The following is a 24,295-nucleotide window of genomic DNA, read 5'->3' as shown; positions in this document are numbered from 1 at the left end:
AAATATAAGCTGAAATTATTTGTGAGAGCTACTTTGATCTGCTGTCTAAACTCACAGCTTCGTTCAACAATTTTATAATGGCTGTTTCATCAATTTCTTCTGCTGAATAAAATATTTTATAAAAAATTTGTTTGTTGAAGCCGTGTGTAAGGTACTGATCAATATCTTTTAATTTATTCCCATACCAGAATCCCAGGAGCACGCCTTTCTTTATTCCGCCACGTGGAATTGTCGATGGCCATATAATACATATTCCTTTTTTGCCATGAAAGAAAGGGACGTTATAAGATATTTTTTCCTTAAATGTTGCAGGAATATTTTCTAAAATTATTTGGCGCAACACATCCACAATTATGCGTTCTTCTTCAGGAAGAATTTCATAAAGCTCCAGGATGGTTTTGATCTTAATAAAAATATTAAATTTTCTTTGGTGACAGTTTTGCTTTCTTCTTTGCAGAAACTTTGCTAAGGCTTCTCTTTTTTTCTGAAATCGATTTTGTAATAGTCTTGCCTTCTATAATTTGCTTTTTGTCTTTCACCTTTGCCAACGAATTAACATAGGCTTCATGAACGAGTTTAGTTATATAGGTTTTCGGAAAGTCTTTTTTATCAGTTACTAAAATATATCGATATTGATTGCCTTTGCCCAGCAATAATTTTTCCGGATCCGAAATTTGAGAACCCCAGTAAAAGCCAAAATGTATGTTTTTATTCGTTCTGAAAACAGCTATTGAACAAAAAGCATGTCCAACTTTATCGGTAGGAGACCAGCCGAAAGCCAATGCATTATAATTATCATAAATTAATTCATTAGCCTTTGGATATAAATCCCAAACGAATTCCCGCAACCACATTACAAGGTCATTTATTTCTCTATTAAATGATTTTAAAAATTTTACGAGGTCTTTGGTTTGCTCTTTACCCACTTGTTATAAAATTTTACAAGTAATTCTAATAGGTAAGTTTCGGATACCAATTGGTGCCCCGTCCTTCCGGTGTATAATCAAACAAATTCCATAGCGGCCATATTGAATCAACATGTCGGCCGTTCTGCCCTTTTTCTTCGGGAGCAAATAATAATTCTGTTCCATAAATATGAAAGATACCTTTATCATTTTTATGAAACACATTGAGCATGGGCCACTGATTTCCTTTCCCGTCTTCACCAAAGTAATCGGCATTATAATTATTTTCAGAAGAAGAAAGAAGGTGTAGATTTTTCCATCCTCTGTTCTGTGTAAAATTCATGAGCTTTTCAACCGACGTTTTAGCAACCACAGCAATATTCACTCTTTGCTCGGCATGAAACACCATGCCATTTAATCCGTCCAGAATTGAAGTACACATGGTACATGGCTTTTCATTTTTTGGACCAAACATATAACTGTAAATGATGAGTGAATCTTTAGCATCTTTAAAAAGTTCCGAAAGCCTGGTGTGCTTTATGTTTCCTGATTTGTCTTTTTCCTGAAATAAATAATCTTCTTTTACGCGTGCGCTGTAAGGCAGTTTGCGCCGGAGTTCCGCAATTTCTTCAGTTTGCCTGCGTAAATTTATTTCGGCCTCCAGCAGCTTATTGCGGGCTTCGCGGTATGCATCACTTTCGCCCGGGAACTTTTTGTCGTGATAGGTTTTCATGATGATAAAATTTAATATTCTAAAAGATTATTTTAATATAACGGCTACAGTTAAACGCCTTTTGATTTCGCCCGTTTGAAATATTTATCAAATGACCTCATTTCAATATAACAGCGCCTATATTCTTTGTTATTTCTGTTTCCAAATCTTTTAATCTTACATGAGTTTGCATTAAAAGCATTTGTCTTTCGGCAGAAGAAGTGGCTTCCAATTCTTTTTGATTGTCTGCAATCAATTTTTTCAGCTTCTTTAATTCGAGATAATTAAGCGTTGAAATAATTTCTCCTTTGTAATTATCTTCTCTCGTGGCTACAGGCATTTCATAAGTGGTTAGCCAATTGGGGCTTATCTCGTAGGGAAATTCAATCATTGAAACCACGAGCCGGCTCATTTCAAGATCATCACTATATAAGAAATTTTTTGCGGTTGGTTCGAGTTTTTCTTCATACCAGGTTTTGTAAATATTTACAATTTTTAAGAGGCTTTTAGTGGTAATCAAATCATCGTCAATGCATTCATACAAGAGATAATCTGCTACTGTTTTGCCGGGTTCCCATTCTTTAAGCCCGAACTCTATAAGGCACCGTACAACAGCTCTTTCGTTATATTCATCTTTGTTTAATAATTCCAGTGCATCAATGTCGCCCTCGGAAAAATCATTTACTTCAATACCTTTTTCCTGGAATAGATTTTCATTATTTATTTGCCGTTTTTCATCTTTGGTTAATTTTTCTCTTATGTATTTATTTACCAAAGTATGCAAACCCGATTCATCGATTTTCAAAAGTTCAGCAGTCTTGTGAATATAATCCTGCTGTTTGGTAAAGTCTTCTGCTTTATTAATTTTTGAAATGGTTTCGGCAATTTGATTAACCGCATGAGATCGTTTATTGGCGTCATCGCCTGCATCTTTTAATGCATGTTCCAGTTGAAATAAAATGAAATCTTTCTTGTTTTCTTTTATAAATGAATTAAAAGTTGCAACGCCATTCTTGTTTATGTAACTGTCAGGATCTTCCTGGTTAGGTAACAAAACCAATTGCACGTTCAGTCCCTCTTCCAGCGCAAGATCAAGGCCGCGCAAAGCTGCTTTTATCCCAGCGCTATCGCCATCATATAAAATGGTAAGGTTCTGCGTATATTTTTTTATTAACCGTAATTGGTCTGGCGTGAGCGAAGTGCCACCACTTGCCACTGCGTTCTCAATGCCGGCCTGGTGTAACGCAAGTACATCAGTATATCCTTCTACTAAAAGGCATTCATCGGCTTTATCAATTGCCTGCCGTGCAAAATAAGATCCGTATAAAATTTTGCTTTTTACATAGATTTCATTCTCCGGTGTATTGATATATTTTGGCGCTTTGTCATTATTGCGAATAAGCCTTGCGCCGAATCCGGCAATCTTTCCCGTGTGGTTATGGATTGGAAATATAATGCGTCCGCGATAGTTATCCTGTAATCCATTCTCTCTTTTTACAACAAGCCCCGACTTTTGCAAAAGGCTTTCGTTGAATTGCGCATGGGTCGCAGCTTTTGCGAATGTATCTCTTGCTTCGGGATTGTAGCCTAATTCAAACTTTTTTATAATTTCTTCCCTGAAACCTCTTTCTTTTAGATAGCTTAATCCTACATTATTGCCTTCATCCGTGTTAAATAAAACTTCTGAAAAAAATTGCTGCGCAAATTTGTTGATGATGTATAAGCTGTCTGAAACCTGCTGCTGTTCCTTAAATTCAGGAGAAGTTTCCGTCTCTTCAATTTCAACATTGTATTTTGCTGCAAGCCATCTTAACGCCTCAACATAACTGTACTTTTCATGCTCCATTAAGAAGCTAATGGTATTACCACTGCGGCCGCACCCAAAGCATTTATATATTTCTTTGGAGGGCGACACAGTAAAAGACGGCGTTTTTTCGTTATGAAATGGGCAAAGCCCTATATAATTTGTGCCTCTTTTTTTAAGCTTAATGAATGAACTGATGATCTCAATAATATCAATCCTGCTTACGATCTGTTGTATGGTTTCCTGCGATATCATTGTTTATTTCTGTTAAAACTGATGAATATCCCTGGGTCAAATTCATCCTCAATTCCGATATAAATGGACTTTAAATAAAACCTGCCCGAAGAGATATAATAGCCAGGAGCACAAGTATAACAGCGGTGACTATTATAATTGTTGTAAATTTTTTTGCAGAAATAGTAGCCATGAATGATGTTTTAAATTAAATAATTTTAGGTAAAATAAATTAAATTCACGCACTTTATAAAATATTAAAAAGTTATCCATTAACTGTTTCAACTTAAATATTTTGTATAAGTACTTTATTTAATGTCGAAGGTAATAATTCTATCCGGCGGGGCATCAATAACGTTCTTAAAGAGCCTGTTGCCGAAACATGTAACATCGTTCAAGGTAGTTTTGGAGTTTTGAACAAAATTTTAGAAACTGCTTCGAGCAGACAAGTATTTTTCATTGTGAAGAAATAAAAATCTGAATGGAAGCACTAATTTGTACCGAGCCAGGATCGTTTGAATACAAAATCGTTGAAGCACCTGTATTGAAGCCCGGCCACGCGATTATAAAAATAAGGCGCATCGGAATTTGTGGTACCGACCTGCATGCTTATACGGGTACGCAACCTTATTTTACTTACCCGAGAATATTGGGCCACGAAGTTGCTGCAGATTTAATAGAAGCCGACGGAGCAAATGGATTTGTGCCGGGCGAGGCACTCACGATTATGCCCTATTTTAATTGTGGCAAATGTATTGCGTGCAGAAATGGCAAACCGAATTGTTGCACCGACATTAAGGTTTGTGGTGTACATGTTGATGGTGCTATGCGCACTTACCTTTCTGTGCCATCTTATTCATTGATAAAAAATGAAGGCCTTAGTTATGATGAGTTGGCACTAACAGAGCCATTGGCAATTGGTGCCCATGGCATACGCCGCGGCAATGTTCAAAAGGATGAATTTGTGTTGGTGATTGGGGCAGGACCAATAGGTCTTGGCACAATGATGTTTGCAAAAATTGCGGGCGCTAAAGTTATTGCCCTGGATATAAATGATCAAAGATTGCAATTTTGTAAAGACAAATTACACACGCAATATATTATTAATGCCTCTAAAGAAGATGTACAAACACGGTTACGTGAAATAACAATGGGCGACATGCCGACAGTGGTTATCGATGCTACCGGAAACCAGAAAGCCATCAACAATGCCTTGCAATATCTTGCTCATGGAGGCAGATTCATACTAATAGGTTTACAAAAAGAAGAGATATGTTTCAGTCACCCTGAGTTTCATAAAAGAGAGACAACGTTAATGAGTAGCCGAAATGCAACAAGGGAAGATTTTATTCATGTTATTAATTCAATTAAAGGTGGCCTCATAAATCCTTCTATACTTATTACACATAGAGTAAAATTTAGTGAGGTTAAAGATGCATTTCCCGGCTGGTCTGATCCAAAAACTAATGTAATAAAAGCGATGGTGGAAATGGAATAACGGATTTAGTTAAACGATAAAATAATTATAGTTGAAAGAAATGATTTTTTATCTTAGATTGGCTTTCTTTAGTGCAATTTTAAAGAGGCGCTCATTTAATATTAAAAGTATTGGTATAAAAAGATAGCAAACACCTGCAAGCCATTCAGCGCTTGTTCCCGCTATAACAATGGCAGCCAATCCAATGAATGCATTCCACAAGGCACCTCTTTTTTCTTTTAACGTAAACAACATTTCAAAAGGATTTAATCCCAATTTTTTTGAATAATGCATAGCCCTCTTATGCATAAAATAGATCAACATCCAAATAAGAAAATAACCGATACTGAATAAGATTATTAACTGTGGAAAATCCCGCGTTGTGAGGACAGTTAAACCTTTTTCAGCGGCTTTGGGAAACAAATTAATTCCAGTCCATGATGTGATCAATACTGAAAACAGGAACTTTAAAGGGTACACATAGAAAAGAATTATGGCAACATACGCCAGGTTTAAAAGGATGGTATTAATATCATTTAATCCATAACGGCGAAAGAATATGTACTGCATGTACCAGAAAAGAAACAAAAGGGCAACAGTTGCAAAAAAGGGAATGGCGCCTTGCACAATTAATTTTAACTCATCGAATGTTTGTGGGACTTCAAGTGAAACCACCAGTAATGACACTGAAAAAGCAAAAACGGCATCACTCAATGCTTCGATGCGAAATATTTCGTTACCACGATGACGAAACAATTCATGGCTCAGCGAACCAAATATTTTCTGCCTTAGCATATTCCAGCAATTTGAATACAAACTTAGAAATTGACCAATTACAGGAATATGATAAAAATCAGCTGATTTACTGCTTTTCATTGTTAGCTACTTGCAACGCAATATCATTTAGTTGAGCGTGATCTTCGCAATTGCAATTTTTGATTTGCCAAGCACATGATCGTCTTTCCCCACTATATACATATTATCGCCAATTACTGATCCCAGCCGCGGCATAGCTGTAGGAACCATTGTATTACTGAAGAATGGATTTCGAATAAGCTTTCCCGTTATTTCATCAAGAGACACTACAAAGCAATCAGATTTTCCGAACCGGGTGGTTCGCTTTACTTTTTGGCCGGCTTGCATTACTGTAGCATTTTTGGGATTATCATTAAAAATAATCCGGACGGCATTGTTTGATTCCAAAGCGCCAAAACCTGCATAAAAAGGCCTGTTGGACGGGTCAAAAAATCCAGGAGCTACAAACGAATTGCTGTATCCTTCAGGAATTACCTCCCGCTGTGCCTTTGGTAGAACTTTCAGCCAGCTTATATTTCCCGTCGCATCAATTTTACACATCATTAAATCGCCGCATTCGTAAACCGAATACGTTGTGGAACTCGTCGTTGAACCAAACCCGTTCATTCCCGGCGAGTAACTTGTAGTTGTATAAACATAATGGTGGTATTTCTCTGCAAGGAATACCAGGCCCTGGTCCTCAGTATAGAAAATATTACGGAACTGCATAAATCTTGAAAAGCCCTCACCATCATCTTTTATTTTATCTAATCTTTCTCTTTCCTTTCTCTCAGCCCTGGTTTCGTCATCATTGCCTGAATCATCTGCGGTAGAGTCTTCCTCAGTTGTTAACATTGAATTATTAATCTCTTTTTCACTCGTAGAAATTACAGTTCCTGTAACGGGATTAATGCGTTGTACCAACATACCGTCGATAGTTTTACCTTTTCTTACATTGTTATAAAATGCAGCAAGCACTAAGTCTTTATCAGCCTTCTGCACCAGTTTGGTGCTTATGAGCCATTTGCCATTAATGTTCGTATTAACTTCCGCCTGTTGCTTTCCTTTTTCGTCGTACAGCCTGATATTGTAATTTGCAAAATCAAGAAATTTATTTTTCTTTCTTTTACCTTCTTCATATTCATATACCCGTCCAACCAATATTATTTTTTTATTGATGGTATACAAAACATCTTCGAGTTGGAAAGTCTTTGGATCGAATTCGTTGGTTATATCAACTGGTTTGGCCGTTGGTGTGAGATTTTTGTCAAACTCCTGCACCTGATAAGTATTTTTTTCTTTGCCTTCAATACTGCTTACAACCACCATTTTTGTGCTATCGGCATTATAGGTAATTTTAAAATTGATATCATCTTTTTTTTCTTCTTTTTGAAAGCTGGTTAGCGGCTTCCAGTCGCCCAAAAGATCGCCGGTATTTTTATCAACTTCCGCAGCATATATATCGAGTGTTCTGCTTTTCTTGCTATATTCTGAAGCAATGAGGAGCATTTTATTCTCTAGTACAAAAAACTGTTCAAATTCCTTGCCCTTGAGTTCTTTAGTAAAATCGTTCCTATATAATTCGGATAAGTTTTTATCAAGTTTTATGAGAGAGGCTGAGGAGCGCATAGAGGCTCCTATAACAAAATAACTTTTTAATGCAAGGTGGCTTTCCTGCAGGTATACACCACTTTTATCGGCGTACACCACATCAAGATCGGTGCTTCCTTTACGCAATTTAAATTCGTCGCCCCAGGTAATATTTGGTTTTTGTGAAAAAGAACATAAACAAAGGAGAGCAAAGGTGGCTAATAGAGCACAAATTTTCATAAAGGTATGTTTGTTTTTGAATCGCAAGATTAATAAAAAAAAGTTTATAAAAAGTTAATCAGTCATCTATTTGTGAGGACCAGGATATGTGGACTTCAGTGATAACGCAAATTATGCACGAAGATTTTGTCAAGGCATGATTGATGTCATGCGTTACCGCACTTTACCTCAATAATTTTGCGAAAAAATACTGCATAATGAAACCGAATCTTTTTAAAATTCCCTCTTTTATTTTCCTTTTGATGTATACCAGTATTACGGTTGCACAGGTGGCTGCGGTAAAGTTTATTGTACATACTCCTGCAGTTAGTAAGGAGGATAAAGGAGTTTTTATTACAGGTTCTTTCAACTACTGGCATGAAGGTGATTCGTTGTACAAGATGAATGAAATTGGCAATGGCATTTATTCTATTACAATTCCTGTTTTTGAGGGGAAGAAATATGCCTATAAATATACGCTGGGCACGTGGAAAAGGGTGGAGGTGGCGTTAAATGACAGCGACATTGCTAATCGAAGTTTTGTTTCCAAAAATGGTGAAGCCGTTGCAGACACAGTACTAAAATGGAGAGAACCAAAAGCCAAAACTGCTGATAGCAGTGAGCAGTTGAAAAGAATAACTGCGATGAAGGATTCATTGGCTGCAAAGATTAAACCGGAACTTGGAGAACTCATGGATCTCGTAAAGCTATATGCACAAAATATGCTCAGGGAAAAGCCGGACCTGGAGGAACATAAGCAGCTGGATGCAAAAGCGATACAAAAGTTCGGCAATATTTATTCTGAGGTGACTCACTTATTGTTTAATATTATTGGTTCCTTGAGTCCTGAACAAAAGCAACAAATATCAAAAGCTATTAGTCAACCTCCCGCCAATGGTGATTTTCTCAATGCGTTTCTCAACGCTGTAGGCGCTACCTTAAAATAAAATACATTATGAGATATTAAAAAAGCCGGTGTATACAGACACCGGCTTTAATTACTTAAATCTAAATTTTTGTTATCTTAAGATATTAAATGTTTTATTTAATTCGACATCAGGCGCATTGCTGCGTATTAAATATTGACCGCTGGCTAATCCTTTTAAATCAAATTGGAATGTATTACTTCCATTCGCCAAAGTCGCGTCAATTCTCCTGACAATTCTACCTACACCATCAACAATAAGTAATTGAGTTCTTAGAGATTTTGCCGACCGTATTACCACGTTCAATAAGTCTCTTGCCGGTACCGGATAAATTACCATATCTACCGCTTTCACTTCACAATTTGTTCTGATGATACTCGTGTAAACGGGTTGACCGTCCTTATCTACTTCCTTAATGCGATAGAAAGCTTTTCCACCATTAAAATCGGGCAATTGATAAGTATGCTCCGATGAACTATTACCAGCTGCTTTAATTGTGCTCACGGACGCCCAATCGTTTCCATTGGTGCTGCGTTGCAGCTCAAAATAATTTGTGTTGGATTCTGAAGTGGTTGACCAACTAACGGTAGCTCCATTATTGGTACAATGGGTTTCAAATTTCGTAAAGAGAACTGGAAGTGCCCCCAGGCCAATAGGCACATCGCCGCTGGTAACAGAAATAGGAATATTGGCAAATGCAGGATCTGTCAACGCGGTACCCATTGCTTCGGAGGTTTGCTGTAAATATGCATATCCTCCCTCCGGCATCGTACTTTGCAGTGTATTTAAGGTGATATATATTAATGTGTCCCAATTAGTGGTTAAAGTTTGTGTATTAGCTGGTGTAGATTCGTCCGAATTGCCATATACATATCTCATATCGTAAGTTTGACCTCCGGCAGCGCCCGGATCAAAAGCAGGAGTTATTACTTGCGCCGGATTTGTAAATCTTGTAGAAGTGCCCCAATTAAAAGTTGTAACCAGTTTGCTATCATCAACTCCGGTTGTTGTGTTCATGCCTGTCGATTGCGGTGCAGCATTTGCGCTTTGATACATGAGATAGAATGTCACACCGATATAATCAACATTTGTACTCGTAGCTCTTGCCCTTATTCCAATTTGGGCGGTATTTGCTGTGGCTGCATTTTGAAAAATTTGCACTTCAACGGGTTGAGCTATTAGCCTGGATGTGCCGAGTAGTAACAAGGAAAATAAAATTCTTTTCATATTATAGATTTACTAATTAAATTATTATTCCGGAACATGTGATTTTGGCCCCGTATTACTGTTAATACCAGCAGGCAGACTGGAATTTGATTGTGCGGTATTATTTGCGCTAACTTTTGTAATAGCTACGTCCCCGGTGTTTACCGTCTGATCAAGATTAACATCACTAAAAACATATCCCGTTAATGCAGCATTTGCATTTGATTTTACTAGTGCAATATCGCTTGCATTTACATTCGGATCCTTATTCGCCGTACCAGCCCATAATCCGTATTTAGTAGAACCGGGTAATAGCTGTTCCTGGTCAGAAGTAATTGATGGATTATGGTAAGCACCGGCGAGTGTTGAAAAATCGTTTGTGTAAAAGCCTGTTGCGTTTGATGGAATTGAGTTACTCATAACTGCGAGATGATTGCGGTGGCGAACAACTATGAATCCCGCTCCCTGCTTGCTAATATTAAATGCCAAGGGAGTAGTTCCATCAAGATCAACTAAAACACCGGTATTTAAAACAAAGGCAGCTTTACGACCTATAAAAGTAGAAGAAGTTGCATCTGTTGGGAGCCCTGTAGATGGTTTTCTTAAATCAATTAAAACCCAATCCACAATATTTGTATGAGATGCAAAAAATCCTGCAGATACGGATTCTCCTCCATTATAGGAACCGAAAGCAGGATCATTATAAGGTTGTGATAATGGTAACACAGAGTTTAAGCCCGTCGTCATATTTGGACCAGAAGTCCATGCGCCCCTTAAATATGCCGTTACATTAAAAGTATATTTTGGGTCGGCTAATTTCCACTCCATTGACAAATCCGATGCAGGAATTCCGGTAGTAGCAACGTAGTGGTTTACAAGGTCTCTTGTGACGGGTGTCAACCGGGCATTCCATTCTGATGAAATTAGTTCCCATGGAACAATATTGGCTTCAACATTAGTGTTTAACTCGCCGGTTAAATAGGGATAGCGTATATCAGCCGTAAACCCCGATCCACCTGCTTGAGAGAACAAAAATTTCCGGGTTACTTCTCTTTCTGTTTGCGTAGGGTCTCCTCCTCCGCTTTGCGGAATCATTATAACAGTGAAACTCGTCGGGTTGGTGCCCCCATTTGTTGTAACCTGCATATTGGGTTGATTGAAAACAGCGGCAGTACCATTGCTCCAGCCGGTTCTTGTAACAGCACCAATGATTTCTTTTCCGGCGGCAAAATTATAAACTGCGGATACGGGTGACGTTAGTATGAAGGCGGGGTTTAAAATAGGATCGGTAGTAAATATGCCTGAAAGGTAATCAAGCTTTGAATTTACCGTAACGGAACTTCCCAGTCTTATTATATCTGAACCGGTAGTCTTATTAATTGTAAGATTATTGATTACCGAACCTCCCATCGTTAACGTATCAATGCCATTTCCACTCATGATTACTGAATCCTCGTTGCCGGTAGAAGTATAAGTTGCGGCATTGATGAAGTTGCCCTGAACTTCTAGCTTACCATCGTTTGTAATAGTGCCGGATGCATTTTGCAAATTTCCCGCAACCATCAGGTAACCACCATTTTGCACTATTATGTTTGCTCCGTTATTGTACAGTTGACAGTAAACCATCAGCGAACAAAAAACGGAAATTAAGGACAGTAATAATTTTCTGATCATAAAAAGATTTTTTATTTCTAAACAAGTACAGACTCTAAATTTAAAATGAATTCTAATTATCCATTGTTCGATTTATCGAGTGGGGGTATTGAATGAGTATGCGGTTTTGTAAGGATAAGATGGAAAGAGCCCAAATTTAAACAACAATTCTGGTTTTTTAAAGTGTTTTGCGCAACAGTTTTGATTTTAGGGTGTTTTTGCTACTTTTTAAAATAAATATCCCTGTAGTCAATGATTTTCAAAATTCATCCTTTCTCCTTCTTGACATGCCAATCAAGGTTCCGGTTACCATTTCAATTTGCGCCCATCCCCATGCTTAAAAGCCAATGCCTCCACCGGCACCCATATTTAAAACTGTTTTCAAATTGAAGGTTACATAGATTGAAATATAAATGGCCTATGGATTCGGATTTAAAACTTAGCGGAAGCCCGATTTTGTTATATCAAAAAAAGTGATGCTGCTATTTTTTTCTAATTAATGATCAGCATTATTTTATTTAATAGAAAATATTCTGCAAAAGTTGACTAAATTGATTTTAATTGTTGTACCAAAAAAATCAAAAAAAATTAAAACAAACATTATGAAACAGAAAAATCTTGCCTTAATTCTCATTTTATTATTTACCGGCACTGTTGTAATTTTCTCTTGCTCCAAAGGCCCTGCCGGAGCAACAGGAGCAACAGGCGCTACCGGTCCACAAGGCCCTGCCGGCCCAACCGGAAGTACAGGAGCAACCGGTACCGCTAATGTAATTTATTCCCCCTGGTTAAATGTTACCTTTTCTGCGTTTACTGACACTAATATGGTGGCTACAATTCCTGCACCAAAGCTTACTGATTCTATCTTAAATCGGGGGGAGGTAAAAGTATATTTCAATGCCGGAAGCGATTCTACTAATAGTCAGTTTGTATTGGCACTACCCGCTTACGAACCTTTTCTTTTTTCCAATAATAACCAGGCGGTAACTCTTATTATAAATCCGTATTTCTCACTCGATACCATCTCGATCATTTCGAATTATGATCTGAGCTCCTTTGCAATAAATGGATATAATTATTTTCAATTCAGATATATAATTATACCCGGCGGCACTTCTACATTGCCGGTTTCAATTAACGGAACCAAGAGAAGTGTGAACTGGAACGACTATAATGAAGTGAAGGCTTACCTGGGTTTAAAGGATTAATCAAATACAGTTACAAAGATGTGCATTGGCTATTAATATGGCATGTCTGTGTAGGCATTTGCCTGCGTGCTTTTAGGGGGGGAAGGTTTTAATCGTTACATCAGTGATTTGAGCTTTTGAAAAACTGATGAATCAAGCATCAAAAAAGAGGTCTCGAACGCAATATTAACAAACCGACCTCACTTAAATTAAAACCCGCTACCAGAGCGGGTTTTAGCGTTATATAGAGGTCCCGAGCGGATTCGAACCGCTGTGGAAGCTTTTGCAGAGCTCTGCCTAGCCACTCGGCCACAGGACCTTTTTTTTAAGCGCACAAAAGTAATTAAAATTTTTTTAGAAATTTTCAATTGTAATATGCGAAATTCGGTGTTATAGAATGGATGTTTACAAAGGAATTCAAGTAAAGCAGTATGTTACCAATTGCGGAATCAGAATTAATAATTAACAATCGCGGTGCTATTTATCATCTTGATGCCAGGCCAGATGAAATTGCTGAAAATATTATAACAGTTGGCGATCCGGCAAGAGTGACGGAAGTGAGTAAACACTTCGATAAAATAGAAGTTGAAAGAAGCCACCGCGAATTCGTAACGCATACCGGCTGGATCGGAAAAAAAAGGATATCTGTTGTGAGCACAGGCATTGGTACAGATAATATTGATATTGTTTTTAATGAACTCGATGCATTGGCTAATATTGATTTTGCCACGCGGACAATAAAAAATCAATTAAAACATTTAAATATTATTCGTGTGGGAACATCCGGGTCCTTGCAGGCAGATGTGCCGGTGGACAGTTTTGTTTCGAGTACGCATGGTGTTGGTATTGACAATCTGATGAACTTTTATATTCATGATAATAACGAAGAAGAAAAACAATTGCTGCATTCATTTGTTACACAAACACAGTTGCACAGCCGGTTTAGCCAGCCATATATTGCAGGAGCCTCTATGTCGTTAATGAAATATTTTGTGGAAGGTTATCACCAGGGTATTACAGTTACCTGCCCCGGTTTTTATGGCCCGCAGGGAAGGGTACTTAGGTTGGGCGTTACCAATCCCCAGTTAATTGACCGGTTAACAGAATTTAAATTCGGGCAGCATCGCATTACCAATTTTGAAATGGAAACTGCTGCCATATATGGGCTGGGTAAGGCTTTGCAGCACAATTGTCTTTCATTGAGCGCTATTGTTGCCAACAGAATTCGTAAAAATTTCAGCGCTGACGGGTTTGCTGTAGTTGAAAAGTTAATAATAAAAACATTGGAAATAATTTCTGAAAAATTGTAATATGAAATTTGAATTTTATAAGTACCACGGAACCGGAAACGATTTTATCCTGCTGGACAATCGGCAAAATAGTTATGATGGCATCACTCCCCGGCAGGTAAATTATATGTGCCACAGGCGTTTTGGAATTGGAGCCGATGGCCTGATGATGCTCAATAACAAAGCTAATTTTGATTTTGAAATGATCTATTTCAATTCGGATGGAAATACAAGTTCAATGTGTGGTAATGGAGGCAGGTGTATCGTGAAGTTTGCCCACATGCTTGGAACCAAAAAGACTAAGTACAATTTTTATGCAATTGATGGCGTACACGAAGCGGAGATAGATCTTAATGGCGACGTGAGGTTAAAGATGAAAGATGTAGACGACGTTGAATATTCTTATTCCCATTACGTTTTGAATACCGGTTCTCCGCATTATATAAAAATTGTACCCGATGTTGGCCGCATAGACGTAGTGGCCGAAGGGAGTGAAATACGCAACAGTAAAGAATTTGCCAAAGATGGTATTAATGTAAATTTTGTGGAAACCATAAGCGACGATACAATTTATGTACGCACCTACGAACGCGGTGTTGAAGATGAAACCTACAGCTGCGGTACCGGTGTTACCGCCGCAGCGCTTATTTCCGCCCATAACGACAAGGGTTTTAACCGGGTGGAAGTTGAAACCAAGGGTGGCAATTTAAGTGTAGAATTTGAAAAAGTGAGCGAAAAAGAATTTGAAAATATATGGCTTTGCGGACCTGCCGAAATGGTTTTCAAAGGTGAAGTAACTGTAAATATTTAGCGATGTTTACCATAAGAGTGTATGGTATTTTAATTAATGAAAAAAAGCAGGTATTGGTAAGCGATGAATTTATCAGGGGTAATTATTATACAAAGTTTCCAGGTGGCGGACTTGAATTGGGTGAAGGAACAAGAGATTGTCTGAAGAGAGAGTTTAAAGAAGAAATGAACCTCGATGTTCAGGTTGAAAGCCATATTTATACAACCGACTATTTTCAAATGAGTGCCTTCAATCCTGCTGATCAAATCATTTCAATTTATTATTTCGTAAAAGCGCTTGACGAAATCACTGCTCCTTTGAGAGACAAGGAGTTTGATTTCGATGAAGAACAGTTAAAGATTTACCAACGGGATAATGAGATCGAAACGTTTCGTTTTATTGAGTGGAATAATTTTTCGGATGAAAGTGTTACGCTACCTATTGATAAAATTGTTGCTGCGATGATAAAAGAAAAATATTAGCACAGGTGCACGCATGCTATTTAAAACTCTTGGCGGGCAAGACTCTCAGCCCATTAGCATTTCGCATGATTTACTTGCCAAAACGCTATGTTCACCTGTAAAAAAAGTATAAAAATTGTAGAACTAAAAATAAACAATTCACAATAGCCAGCCATTTTGGAAGTAGTTTTTGTTTGCCAATAACAATTAAAACGGCATATACGGTACATAAAAGCATATTGATTATTATTGCTGCAACGCCTAGTGTAATAATTATATCTTTAAAGTACGAAACGGCGACAACTCTGTCCATCTCCCGGGTGACAGGCTTTCGGGCTTCCATTCTTCCAATGAAAATAAAAAGTAAAAAAGCTATGTTGCAGATGATGGCGAATCTTGAAAAAAAAGAAACTACTTTCATAAAAAATACCGGTTTGAAATTATCCGCAACAAAATAATATTAATTTGTTGGATTAAAGTTGTTATACATGGCAAATGTGCTCAGTATTGTTTCTTACAAGATATTCCCTGCTAAATTCGGAGGCCAAAAAGGCATCGCAAACTTCAACGAATACTTTTCTAAACATCATAACTTGTATTGTTTAACCGTTAAGGCCAACGATGCTAACGCCGCTCCTTATACGATTATTAATAAACTAGGTAATAGCAAGGTCCGCTACGTCAATATTTTTTATTTTAAGCTCATAAAAAAAATCATCCGCGAACACAATATTTCGCATGTGATAATCGAGCATCCCTATTATGGATGGCTTGGTCTTTTACTAAAGAAATTTTGTAAAATAAAGCTGATAATTCACTCTCACAATATTGAAGCGGAACGATTTAAAACTACCGGAAAATGGTGGTGGAAGATATTGTGGGAATATGAAAAATATGTTCACACTCAAGCAGACTTTACTTTTTGTATTACCGAAAATGACCGGTACTATTTTACCAATGCCTACAAACTTCCGTTATCAAGAACAGCAGTTATTACTTTTGGAATATCATGGAATTCACCGCCATCATTGGCTGAACGTTCGCAGGCGAGAATTGCCATATTGAATAAGTATTGTTTGAGCGAAGAGACAGTTTTATTTCTTTTTAATGGCGCTCTTGAATATCCGCCGAATCTTAATGCGGTACAAAATATTGTCCTATATATCAACCCGGCTTTTATTAAAAAGAATATTCCGTATAAAATAATTATCTGCGGAAAAAATCTTCCCGTTGAAATGAATGAACTAAAAGAATATCGCGATGCAAATATTATTTACGCCGGTTATGTTGATGATATTACTGTTTATTTTAAGGGGATAAATATTTTTATAAACCCGGTTACAGATGGCGGAGGTATTAAAACCAAACTTGTAGAAGCGCTCGGTTATGATATGAATGCCGTTTCAACTATCAATGGCGCCATTGGCGTTGATGCGTCTATTTGCAACGGAAAAATGCTATTGAGTGAAAATGACGAATGGCAAACCTTCGCGGAGAAAATGGCAGCTGCTTCGTCAATCAACCAATCAATAAGTAATGCGTTCTTTGATAATTTTTTCTGGGATAATATCGCTAAGAAGGCCGCAGTAATTATCGATGAATTGTGAGCTATGAGATATCAGGTTTCAATTCAAATACTAATTGATCATTGTCTCTTCTTAATTCCTTCCTTTCAGCATCGGCACAAAAGAAAAATTTGAAAAGGTTTCTTCTTCATAACTGCCATCTTCGTTCTTTGTAATGCGCATCATCTTTTGCATTCCATCATCATCAAGAGGTAGTACCATCATTCCTACCGGTTTTAATTGTTGAACTAACTTAGGCGGTATAAATGGTGCTGCTGCTGTAATTATAATTTTATCGAATGGGGCAAATGTTGGTAATCCTTCAAAACCATCTCCGTAAAAAAATTTTATGTTGGGATATTTTTTCCTAAAAATAAATTCTCTATTCAGCTCAAATAATTTCTTTTGTCTTTCAATGGTAAATACATTGGCACCCATTTCGGCCAGCACCGAAGCCTGGTATGCGCTGCCGGTGCCTATTTCCAGTATTTTATCGTGAGCCTCAACTTCCAAAAGCTGGGTTTGGTAAGCGACTGTATAAGGTTGCGAAATTGTTTGTCCTTCCTGTATCGGGAATGCCCTGTCCTGGTAAGCAATGTGATCAAGCGCCGTATCTAAAAAGAAATGTCGTGGAATATTCATCATAGCATCGAGCACTTGTTCGTTGGTAATGCCTTTCTCACGAAGAGAATCAATTAGTTTTTTTCTTAGTCCCTTATGACGGTATGAATCTTCGAACTTCTGCATGCGTGCAATTTAGAAATGTTGTTGTAACAATGCAAAAGAAGTTTTGCGTCTCACATATCTGCATCCTGGTTTTAATATTTTCGAATTTTATTGCGATTAACAACTTTAAAATGAACGCATGAAAATTTTTTAAAATATTAATGAGCTTCAATTTAATTCTCTTCAAAGAATTGTAAGTTTAAAAAAAAATATATAGATTTGATCTATCTACTTTTCTATGACAAATTCCTCCCCGGTAATACACCTTTTGTCATTCTAAATCTCAATTCAAAACTATCTTGTTTATGAAACAAATGTTACTGATCATCCTGGCATTTTGCGAGGCTCAACTTTCTTTCTCTCAAAAAGATGAAAAAGTTACAATGGAAGAAGTGAAACAACAATGCTCTACACTTCCACTTGAAAAAAGGGCCCGACTTAGCGTTACACGCTTCTCTGTTACAACAAGCACGCCGCAGAGTTCAAACACAACCAGCACTGCTGCCAACAATAGGCTAAATGTTCTTAAAGCATTTAGCGGTGGAAATAAGGGCGGTCAGTCTGATGCTATTCCACCAACACTTGGCGATAATTTAACTACTATGCTTACCAATGCTCTCCAGGGTGTTAATTGTTACAGAGTGTTAGAGAGCCTTAAAAACAACACAGATCTAACTCAGGAAATAGATGCTGGCAATGGTGCGTATAGCGGTAAAAAAACGCCCAAAGCAGGCAAGCAGTTGGGAGCGCAAATCGTGGTAACTGGTGAAGTGATTGAATACAGTGTACATAATAAGGGTCTGAAAGTTGTGGGGGTAGGCTCTAATAAGTCGACGATTAAGATGGGATTCAATTTAAAAATGATTAACCCGGAAACAAGAGATGTGCTTGTTTCGACCGTATTTCGTGTACAATCAAGGGCTAATAAAAGTGTTTCCGTACTGGGTCTTGTACAAAGTGGTGACGCGGATCCTGCCGTTGCGGCCGTAATGGAAGATGGCGTAATTGAAGCTGTGCAGTATTTAGCAAGAATGAGGGATTCACTCAATATTACAGCTGATGGTAACTTTGCAGGCAATGGCAATTCTGATGGAAGCGTTGACACCGAGATTGACCTAACCAATATTAACCACGATGCTTATTCGGCTTTTACCGATATGTTGAAAAGTATTAGCGGTTTTAAATCTGTGGATAAATCATTTTCTAACAATACAGGTAGCTTTACAGTTACTCATACCGGATCTGACGACGACTTCCAGGATTTGGTGATTAAAAAAGCAGGAAGCAAATTTACTGTCACAGGCCAAAACCCGGGCAAACTTGAACTAAAAGGCAAATAGAATCATTTAACAATAGCTCTGTGCTAAAAAATTCCGGATAAGTTAAAATAAATATTAACCTATCCGGAATTTTTTTATCAGTTGTTCCTATCGTTAGCGTGTAATGTATCGAGCTTTTGAATTGCGTCTTTATGCATCAAAATTCTTATAAACATTATTATTGCTGTTACCGCAAATATTCCACCGATAACCCAGTTTAAAATATTTTGATTGGCATTAAGTTTTTCAACGATGTACTTGCCTCCGAAGATAAATACACAATTGCCTAAAAGCGTTCCCAATCCTATTCCCACAATATAGAAGTTGTAAAATGAATTTTTCGGCCGGAGAATATTTTTTGAAAATAATACAGTGCTCCATCCAAACCAAAATGGAATTTGCATCGGGCTGATGGAACTTAGCAGCACGCCCAGCACAAAGCGGTTCATATTGTTGTCGAGCATTACATTCTTTGCATGATGTTCACTTGTTGCTGCAATAAAACTTCCTGCCGCAAGTGCCAGTACAATGCCAAGCGCAATCCAATTCATCCACTTAAAAAGAATTTTTTGTTTGCGAATCCAATTGATTCCAACAAGGGAGATTCGCACATAAATCATTTCAGTTAATAGTGAACCAAGAGAAAAATAAATTGCGTTTGTAATACTTTCCTGCACGCTTATTTGCATCGCGGCAACGTTCAATGTTCCCAGGGGTAGTGTGCCAAGAAAGCTCACTATCATGCCCCATAAAAAGACTTTGGTAAGACCCATATAACAGAATTAGCCCTTTTTTGCTAATATGGATAAAGATACATTGACTGTATTACTTAAAACAGCGCTATTGCTTCCCACCTGGTAATCGAGCCGGTTAATTTCAAACTCGCCGGTAAATAGATAATCGTCATTCACTTTTTCAATATGGAAAGGAAAAGAAATTGGTTTTGTAATTCCATGCAAAGTAAGCGTGCCCGTAAAATAATAAAAGCCCGATTCGGTTTTATTGGTTTTATCAATCTTTGTGGATGTAATGTTTATCTCGGGATATTTTTCTACATCAAAATATTCGCTGTCCTTTAAATGTCTGTCGCGACTGCCATTGTCGGTATCTACCGTGGAAGCATCAACGCTAACATTAAATTGGCATGCGCTTAGATCCGTGGTAAAAAATATTATTTCACCTTTAAGCCCCGTTAGTTGGCCGCCTGTTTTAATTCCAAAGTTTCTAATGTTGAAATGTACTTTGCTGCCTTGGTCTGACGGAATATATTTTTGTGCAAATAGGGCTTGAGAAATAAAAAAAAGTATAACAGTTATTGTTTTTTTCATATTCACAGATTATTATTTGAAATCCTAAGATGGTTGAATACAGGTAAGTTACCTGATGGACTACAGAATCCTTTTGTCGGCAGCTTTAATCTTTTTATAATATTTTCTTGTTTCAATTCTAAAACGAATACCCTTTAAGGCAGGCCAGTATTTGACGCCGTTTTTATAATTATCCCTGCTAACACGGTATAAAATTTTCCAATGCTTCAAAATCTCTCTCCAGGCATTTATCAGCGAATAACCAGTATCGTAAAAGTGATTAGGTTCTGCGCCACAACCGTTATATTCGAGTATTACAAAATTCTTTCCCTGTTTTAATTCTTCAATGGAATTACACATAATGTCGTAACGGCCGTAAAAAAAATCGTCTATTGAAAGGCTGATTTCATCCAATAAGCTTACAAGCCGATCGTCAATTTCATTCTTAAGATCGATAAAACGGGCTCCACGGTTGTGGTTGGCAGCATAGCTTAACATATATTTATCACCTGCAGGTAATATGTTATTAAAATTCGTTTCGTGTTGTAACCTGATTTCGTCTATCCTTTTTCCTGATTTTGTGTCCATCATAATCAGTTCTTTCAAAGTATGTATGCCGTCACCGGTTACCTGCATCGGAATCTTTAGGAGAAAGCCTGTTATAGCTCCTTTCTTTTCATTTGGATAACGGTAGTAAAAAAGACTTATTTCTAATTCATACTTTATAAATTCCTGTATAAAATATTCAACGGGTACTTGTTCATGATAGATTTTTAATTGCGCTTCATTATTTATTTTCCTGAACAAAATTCCCTGCCCACCTACTTCTGGTTTCACTATTAGAGGAAATTGTATTTTTTTGTCCTGGACGTTCTTTAGTATATCAGCAAAACTCTCCGAAGGTTGTACGTTAAAAAATACGGGGCATAAATGCGGAGGTAAAAGATCGTGCATTTCTTTTTTGGGCTCGCCTTCCATTCCGCCGAACGTAAGCTTTGGGTTGCTTGGAGTAAAGAACCAAATTGCCCGCGAGCGAATGATGTACCAGACCCAAACAGGAACAATAGGGGCATATAATATTTTAAACGGCCACTGTTCCCAGTTTTTTATTTTGTTTATCAGCTTCACTTAATTTTTAAACTGCGCAAAAATAAGTTTTAAACCTTTTAACATACGTTAATGATGAAAATTGTTTGTTGTATTTTAGCTCTTTAAATCAATTTGCGGATGCATGTACCTACGATGGCTGAAATGATGGCTGAAAATAAAACACCTGAAATTCTTTTTTGGGTGGGTTGTGCCGGCAGTTTCGATCAGCGTGCACAAAAAATTACAAAAGCTTTTGCAACTATATTGAACAAGGTTGGTATCGCTTATGCTATCTTGGGCAAAGAAGAAATGTGTACGGGAGATCCTGCACGAAGGGCGGGTAATGAGTTTATGTTTCAGATGATGGCTTACCAGAATATCCAGGTTTTAGAAGGGTATCAAATAAAAAAAATTGTTACGGCGTGTCCTCATTGTTTTAATATTTTAAAAAATGAATACCCGGTATTGGGAGGTAACTATGAGGTGATGCATCACGCAACATTTTTGCAACAACTAATTGATGGTGGTAAAATAGTGATGAAAGAGGGAGGAATGTTTAAAGGAAAAAAAATTACCTACCATGACAGTTGCTACCTGGGGAGAGCTAATAATATTTATGAGGCGCCAAGAAAAGTATTAGAGGCTCTTGATATAGAATTAATAGAAATGAAACGGTGCAAAAGCAACGGATTATGTTGTGGAGCAGGTGGTGCGCAGATGTTCAAAGAAGAAGAAAAAGGAACTATCCGCATTAACAGCGAAAGAACAAAAGAAGCATTGGAAACAGGTGCCGGCATAATAGCTGCGGCTTGCCCCTTTTGCAATACGATGCTGACAGACGGAGTAAAGCTTAATGAAAAAGAAGAAAGTGTAAGTGTTATGGATATTGCAGAAATTATTCCAGCCTCTATGAATTAAAAAGTTTGATTTAGATATATGCCAGAAGAAAGAAGTTTGAATTTTATTGAAGAAATAGTTGAAGAAGATCTCAATAAAGAGAAATATAAAAGTATTTTAACCAGGTTTCCGCCCGAGCCAAACGGGTATTTACATATCGGGCACGCTAAAAGTATTTGCCTGAATTTTGGACTTGCGCAAAAATATAACGGCGCCACCAATCTTCGGTTCGATGATACAAATCCCATAACCGAAGATGTGGAATATGTTGACAGCATTAAGTACGATGTGAAATGGCTTGGCTTTACGTGGGCGAATGAATTATATAGCAGTGATTATTTTGACGAACTGTACAATCTCGCGGTAAAGCTTATACGAAAAGGGCTTGCGTATGTTGACGACAGCAGCCCGGATAAAATTGCTGCCGAAAAAGGAACGCCAACTGAGCCAGGTATCGAAAACAAGTATCGTAGCAGGAGCATCGAAGAAAACTTGCTGCTTTTTGAACAGATGAAAGATGGCAAGTTTAAGGATGGCGAAAAAGTTTTGCGGGCTAAGATTGATATGAAAGATATCAACATGCACATGCGTGATCCGATTATGTACCGCATAAAGCATGCGCATCACCATCGTACCGGTGACAAATGGGTTATTTACCCGATGTACGATTTTGCTCACGGACAAAGCGATAGTATTGAACATATTACGCATAGCATTTGTACTCTGGAATTTGTTTCACACAGGGAGTTGTACGATTGGTACATTGAAAATCTTGAAATTTTTCCGTCCCGTCAATATGAATTTGCAAGGCTCAACATGACTTATACGGTGATGAGTAAACGCAGATTGCTACAGCTGGTGAATGAGGGTTATGTTTCCGGCTGGGACGATCCGCGTATGCCAACAATTTCTGCGTTCAGGCGTAAAGGTTATACACCCTCCAGTATAAGAACTTTTTGTGAAAAGATAGGTGTTGCGAAGAGAGATAACCTTATCGATATCAGCCTGCTTGAGTTTTGCCTGCGGGAAGAATTGAACACCACCGCTCCGCGTATTATGGCTGTTCTTCATCCAGTAAAGCTCATCATCGACAATTATGATGAAAATAAAACGGAAGAACTAATAACTGAGAATTTGCCAAACGACCCATCAAATACACGCATTATTCCTTTTTCAAAAGAACTGTGGATAGAGAAAGAAGATTTTATGGAAGTGCCGGTTAAAAAATGGTTCAGGCTTGCGCCCGGCGCAATGGTGAGGTTAAAGAGCGCCTATATTATACGTTGCGACAGTTTTACTAAAGATGATAACGGCAATGTAACAGAAATACATTGCACATATATACCGGAAAGCAAAAGCGGCCACGACACCAGTGGTATTAATGTAAAAGGAACCATTCATTGGTTAAGTGTGCAACATGCGGCGAAAGCCGAAGTAAGATTATATGAACGATTGTTTACCGTAGAAAATCCGGCAGCGGAGGAAGGGGATTTCAAAAGGTTTATAAATCCGCACTCCCTGGAAATAATTCCTGAAGCGTATATCGAACCACAGCTTCAAAATGCAGAACCCGGGAAAAGTTACCAATTTATTCGTAATGGATATTTTTGTATTGACCAGGATTCTAAACCCGGGAAATTGGTATTTAACAGAACGGTTACTTTAAAGGATAGTTTTAAGAAATAGCGATTTGCATTTCAAAATATGTGTGCCAATTTGATCGAAGGATTCTTCTGCCTTTCGGAGCTTGACTAATTTGCAGTATATATTAATAAGAAATATGCTCACTTTAAATTTTCACAATTATGAATACCATGCCATCTAACGTAAGAGCAGTACTCGAAGAACCATTTTTACTTTCAACGGAACAGATCAATTTCTTCAGGGACAATGGTTTTGTCAAATTAAAAAATGTACTTACTCCAGAAGCGATTGCTTATTTAAACACAACCATTTCTGATGAAGTGCAAAGATTGAATACACAACAACTTCCTTTGGAACAACGGGATACTTATGGAAAAGCATTTCTGCAGATCATGAATATCTGGACTAAATCGCAGTTAGTAAAAGAAATTGTGTTCAGCAAAAGGTTGGCGAAAATTGCCTCCGATCTGTTAGGTGTTTCTGGAGTAAGACTGTACCAT

General features: G+C 37.7%; 23 protein-coding genes and 1 tRNA gene. 11 read left to right on the top strand and 13 right to left on the bottom strand.

All coding sequences use genetic code 11. The features are described from left to right. Window positions 1-28 precede the first annotated feature (28 nt). The 4 genes from ACO1O5_RS04435 to dnaG form a co-directional block, all read right to left on the bottom strand. Entirely contained in the window at window positions 29-343 is a 315-nt protein-coding gene (locus ACO1O5_RS04435) for a DUF1801 domain-containing protein (protein WP_486268632.1), read from the bottom strand. A gap of 73 nt (window positions 344-416) precedes the next feature. Further along, on the bottom strand, window positions 417-926 hold the full coding sequence (locus ACO1O5_RS04430; RefSeq protein WP_486268631.1) for a hypothetical protein: 510 nt from the start codon (window positions 924-926) through the stop codon (window positions 417-419). Between the two features lie 25 nt (window positions 927-951). After that, entirely contained in the window at window positions 952-1,638 is a 687-nt protein-coding gene (locus ACO1O5_RS04425; RefSeq protein ID WP_486268630.1) for a DUF899 family protein, read from the bottom strand. Window positions 1,639-1,735: 97 nt separating this feature from the next. Beyond that, window positions 1,736-3,676, bottom strand: a complete 1,941-nt coding sequence (gene dnaG, locus ACO1O5_RS04420; RefSeq protein ID WP_486268629.1) for a DNA primase — start codon at window positions 3,674-3,676, stop codon at window positions 1,736-1,738. A gap of 460 nt (window positions 3,677-4,136) precedes the next feature. On the opposite strand from dnaG, the gene ACO1O5_RS04415 reads away from it, so the two are divergent. Next, on the top strand, window positions 4,137-5,153 hold the full coding sequence (locus tag ACO1O5_RS04415; RefSeq protein WP_486268628.1) for a zinc-binding alcohol dehydrogenase family protein: 1,017 nt from the start codon (window positions 4,137-4,139) through the stop codon (window positions 5,151-5,153). 48 nt (window positions 5,154-5,201) lie between these two features. On the opposite strand, the gene ACO1O5_RS04410 is transcribed toward ACO1O5_RS04415, so the two are convergent. Together ACO1O5_RS04410 and ACO1O5_RS04405 are read right to left on the bottom strand one after the other, a co-directional pair. Then, window positions 5,202-6,008: a TMEM175 family protein gene (locus ACO1O5_RS04410; RefSeq protein WP_486268627.1), complete on the bottom strand. Its 807-nt coding sequence runs from the start codon at window positions 6,006-6,008 to the stop codon at window positions 5,202-5,204. 27 nt (window positions 6,009-6,035) lie between these two features. Continuing rightward, window positions 6,036-7,757, bottom strand: coding sequence for a hypothetical protein (locus ACO1O5_RS04405; RefSeq protein ID WP_486268626.1), 1,722 nt, complete (start codon window positions 7,755-7,757; stop codon window positions 6,036-6,038). A gap of 197 nt (window positions 7,758-7,954) precedes the next feature. On the opposite strand from ACO1O5_RS04405, the gene ACO1O5_RS04400 reads away from it, so the two are divergent. Continuing rightward, the gene (locus tag ACO1O5_RS04400) at window positions 7,955-8,683 is read left to right on the top strand and encodes a hypothetical protein (protein ID WP_486268625.1); all 729 of its coding nucleotides are present in this window, start codon (window positions 7,955-7,957) and stop codon (window positions 8,681-8,683) included. 72 nt (window positions 8,684-8,755) lie between these two features. Here ACO1O5_RS04400 and ACO1O5_RS04395 read toward each other — a convergent pair whose 3' ends face one another. Continuing rightward, a complete protein-coding gene (locus tag ACO1O5_RS04395) occupies window positions 8,756-9,889 on the bottom strand; it encodes a T9SS type A sorting domain-containing protein (protein WP_486268624.1) in 1,134 nt (377 codons plus the stop codon). Window positions 9,890-9,913: 24 nt separating this feature from the next. After that, a complete protein-coding gene (locus ACO1O5_RS04390; protein WP_486268623.1) occupies window positions 9,914-11,542 on the bottom strand; it encodes a hypothetical protein in 1,629 nt (542 codons plus the stop codon). Window positions 11,543-12,123: 581 nt separating this feature from the next. Here ACO1O5_RS04390 and ACO1O5_RS04385 point away from each other — a divergent pair. Continuing rightward, window positions 12,124-12,729 (top strand): hypothetical protein, encoded by a 606-nt coding sequence (locus ACO1O5_RS04385; RefSeq protein WP_486268622.1) that lies wholly within the window; start codon window positions 12,124-12,126, stop codon window positions 12,727-12,729. Between the two features lie 227 nt (window positions 12,730-12,956). Here the strand turns inward: ACO1O5_RS04385 and ACO1O5_RS04380 are convergent. Beyond that, a tRNA-Cys gene (locus tag ACO1O5_RS04380) sits at window positions 12,957-13,027 on the bottom strand. A 112-nt stretch (window positions 13,028-13,139) separates the two neighbouring features. Here ACO1O5_RS04380 and ACO1O5_RS04375 point away from each other — a divergent pair. The 4 genes from ACO1O5_RS04375 to ACO1O5_RS04360 all read left to right on the top strand — a co-directional run bounded on the left by ACO1O5_RS04375 (window position 13,140) and on the right by ACO1O5_RS04360 (window position 16,855). Next, window positions 13,140-14,018, top strand: a complete 879-nt coding sequence (locus ACO1O5_RS04375) for a nucleoside phosphorylase (protein ID WP_486268621.1) — start codon at window positions 13,140-13,142, stop codon at window positions 14,016-14,018. 1 nt (window position 14,019) lies between these two features. Then, a complete protein-coding gene (gene dapF, locus ACO1O5_RS04370; RefSeq protein WP_486268620.1) occupies window positions 14,020-14,808 on the top strand; it encodes a diaminopimelate epimerase in 789 nt (262 codons plus the stop codon). 2 nt (window positions 14,809-14,810) lie between these two features. Further along, window positions 14,811-15,269: an NUDIX domain-containing protein gene (locus ACO1O5_RS04365; protein WP_486268619.1), complete on the top strand. Its 459-nt coding sequence runs from the start codon at window positions 14,811-14,813 to the stop codon at window positions 15,267-15,269. Window positions 15,270-15,736: 467 nt separating this feature from the next. Next, window positions 15,737-16,855, top strand: coding sequence for a glycosyltransferase (locus ACO1O5_RS04360; protein ID WP_486268618.1), 1,119 nt, complete (start codon window positions 15,737-15,739; stop codon window positions 16,853-16,855). 51 nt (window positions 16,856-16,906) lie between these two features. Here ACO1O5_RS04360 and ACO1O5_RS04355 read toward each other — a convergent pair whose 3' ends face one another. Beyond that, on the bottom strand, window positions 16,907-17,560 hold the full coding sequence (locus tag ACO1O5_RS04355; RefSeq protein ID WP_486268617.1) for a protein-L-isoaspartate(D-aspartate) O-methyltransferase: 654 nt from the start codon (window positions 17,558-17,560) through the stop codon (window positions 16,907-16,909). A gap of 284 nt (window positions 17,561-17,844) precedes the next feature. Here ACO1O5_RS04355 and ACO1O5_RS04350 point away from each other — a divergent pair, with 284 nt between their 5' ends. Next, entirely contained in the window at window positions 17,845-18,879 is a 1,035-nt protein-coding gene (locus ACO1O5_RS04350; protein ID WP_486268616.1) for a CsgG/HfaB family protein, read from the top strand. A gap of 77 nt (window positions 18,880-18,956) precedes the next feature. Here the strand turns inward: ACO1O5_RS04350 and ACO1O5_RS04345 are convergent, their stop codons facing one another. From ACO1O5_RS04345 to ACO1O5_RS04335, 3 genes are read right to left on the bottom strand one after another with little or no spacing between them, the layout of a single operon-like run. Continuing rightward, window positions 18,957-19,631 carry a LysE family translocator gene (locus tag ACO1O5_RS04345; protein WP_486268615.1) on the bottom strand — a complete coding sequence of 225 codons (675 nt, stop codon included), beginning with the start codon at window positions 19,629-19,631 and terminating at the stop codon, window positions 18,957-18,959. Between the two features lie 9 nt (window positions 19,632-19,640). Further along, on the bottom strand, window positions 19,641-20,186 hold the full coding sequence (locus ACO1O5_RS04340; protein WP_486268614.1) for a YceI family protein: 546 nt from the start codon (window positions 20,184-20,186) through the stop codon (window positions 19,641-19,643). A gap of 60 nt (window positions 20,187-20,246) precedes the next feature. Next, a complete protein-coding gene (locus ACO1O5_RS04335) occupies window positions 20,247-21,293 on the bottom strand; it encodes a hypothetical protein (RefSeq protein ID WP_486268613.1) in 1,047 nt (348 codons plus the stop codon). A gap of 99 nt (window positions 21,294-21,392) precedes the next feature. Between ACO1O5_RS04335 and ACO1O5_RS04330 the strand changes: the two genes are divergently transcribed. From ACO1O5_RS04330 to ACO1O5_RS04320, 3 genes are all read left to right on the top strand, one after another. Further along, entirely contained in the window at window positions 21,393-22,172 is a 780-nt protein-coding gene (locus tag ACO1O5_RS04330) for a (Fe-S)-binding protein (RefSeq protein WP_486268612.1), read from the top strand. 18 nt (window positions 22,173-22,190) lie between these two features. Further along, a complete protein-coding gene (locus tag ACO1O5_RS04325) occupies window positions 22,191-23,837 on the top strand; it encodes a glutamine--tRNA ligase/YqeY domain fusion protein (protein ID WP_486268611.1) in 1,647 nt (548 codons plus the stop codon). Window positions 23,838-23,956: 119 nt separating this feature from the next. Next, window positions 23,957-24,295 (top strand): phytanoyl-CoA dioxygenase family protein (locus ACO1O5_RS04320; protein ID WP_486268610.1); only part of this gene is annotated, 339 nt, incomplete at its 3' end.

The organism is Ginsengibacter sp. (assembly GCF_057362405.1).
The sequence above is the reverse complement of the archived record's forward strand: the minus strand, read 5'-3'. Positions and strand labels throughout refer to the sequence as shown.

Excerpts from the sequence above, each read along its gene's own strand:
- ACO1O5_RS04390 (WP_486268623.1), bottom strand. The coding sequence starts at position 11,542 with ATGATCAGAAAATTATTACTGTCCTTAATTTCCGTTTTTTGTTCGCTG.
- ACO1O5_RS04385 (WP_486268622.1), top strand. The coding sequence starts at position 12,124 with ATGAAACAGAAAAATCTTGCCTTAATTCTCATTTTATTATTTACCGGC.
- ACO1O5_RS04340 (WP_486268614.1), bottom strand. The coding sequence starts at position 20,186 with ATGAAAAAAACAATAACTGTTATACTTTTTTTTATTTCTCAAGCCCTA.
- ACO1O5_RS04375 (WP_486268621.1), top strand. The coding sequence starts at position 13,140 with ATGTTACCAATTGCGGAATCAGAATTAATAATTAACAATCGCGGTGCT.
- ACO1O5_RS04345 (WP_486268615.1), bottom strand. The coding sequence starts at position 19,631 with ATGGGTCTTACCAAAGTCTTTTTATGGGGCATGATAGTGAGCTTTCTT.
- ACO1O5_RS04325 (WP_486268611.1), top strand. The coding sequence starts at position 22,191 with ATGCCAGAAGAAAGAAGTTTGAATTTTATTGAAGAAATAGTTGAAGAA.
- dnaG (WP_486268629.1), bottom strand. The coding sequence starts at position 3,676 with ATGATATCGCAGGAAACCATACAACAGATCGTAAGCAGGATTGATATT.
- ACO1O5_RS04360 (WP_486268618.1), top strand. The coding sequence starts at position 15,737 with ATGGCAAATGTGCTCAGTATTGTTTCTTACAAGATATTCCCTGCTAAA.
- ACO1O5_RS04350 (WP_486268616.1), top strand. The coding sequence starts at position 17,845 with ATGAAACAAATGTTACTGATCATCCTGGCATTTTGCGAGGCTCAACTT.
- ACO1O5_RS04330 (WP_486268612.1), top strand. The coding sequence starts at position 21,393 with ATGCATGTACCTACGATGGCTGAAATGATGGCTGAAAATAAAACACCT.
- ACO1O5_RS04405 (WP_486268626.1), bottom strand. The coding sequence starts at position 7,757 with ATGAAAATTTGTGCTCTATTAGCCACCTTTGCTCTCCTTTGTTTATGT.
- ACO1O5_RS04425 (WP_486268630.1), bottom strand. The coding sequence starts at position 1,638 with ATGAAAACCTATCACGACAAAAAGTTCCCGGGCGAAAGTGATGCATAC.
- ACO1O5_RS04400 (WP_486268625.1), top strand. The coding sequence starts at position 7,955 with ATGAAACCGAATCTTTTTAAAATTCCCTCTTTTATTTTCCTTTTGATG.
- ACO1O5_RS04415 (WP_486268628.1), top strand. The coding sequence starts at position 4,137 with ATGGAAGCACTAATTTGTACCGAGCCAGGATCGTTTGAATACAAAATC.
- ACO1O5_RS04365 (WP_486268619.1), top strand. The coding sequence starts at position 14,811 with ATGTTTACCATAAGAGTGTATGGTATTTTAATTAATGAAAAAAAGCAG.
- ACO1O5_RS04395 (WP_486268624.1), bottom strand. The coding sequence starts at position 9,889 with ATGAAAAGAATTTTATTTTCCTTGTTACTACTCGGCACATCCAGGCTA.
- ACO1O5_RS04355 (WP_486268617.1), bottom strand. The coding sequence starts at position 17,560 with ATGCAGAAGTTCGAAGATTCATACCGTCATAAGGGACTAAGAAAAAAA.
- dapF (WP_486268620.1), top strand. The coding sequence starts at position 14,020 with ATGAAATTTGAATTTTATAAGTACCACGGAACCGGAAACGATTTTATC.
- ACO1O5_RS04410 (WP_486268627.1), bottom strand. The coding sequence starts at position 6,008 with ATGAAAAGCAGTAAATCAGCTGATTTTTATCATATTCCTGTAATTGGT.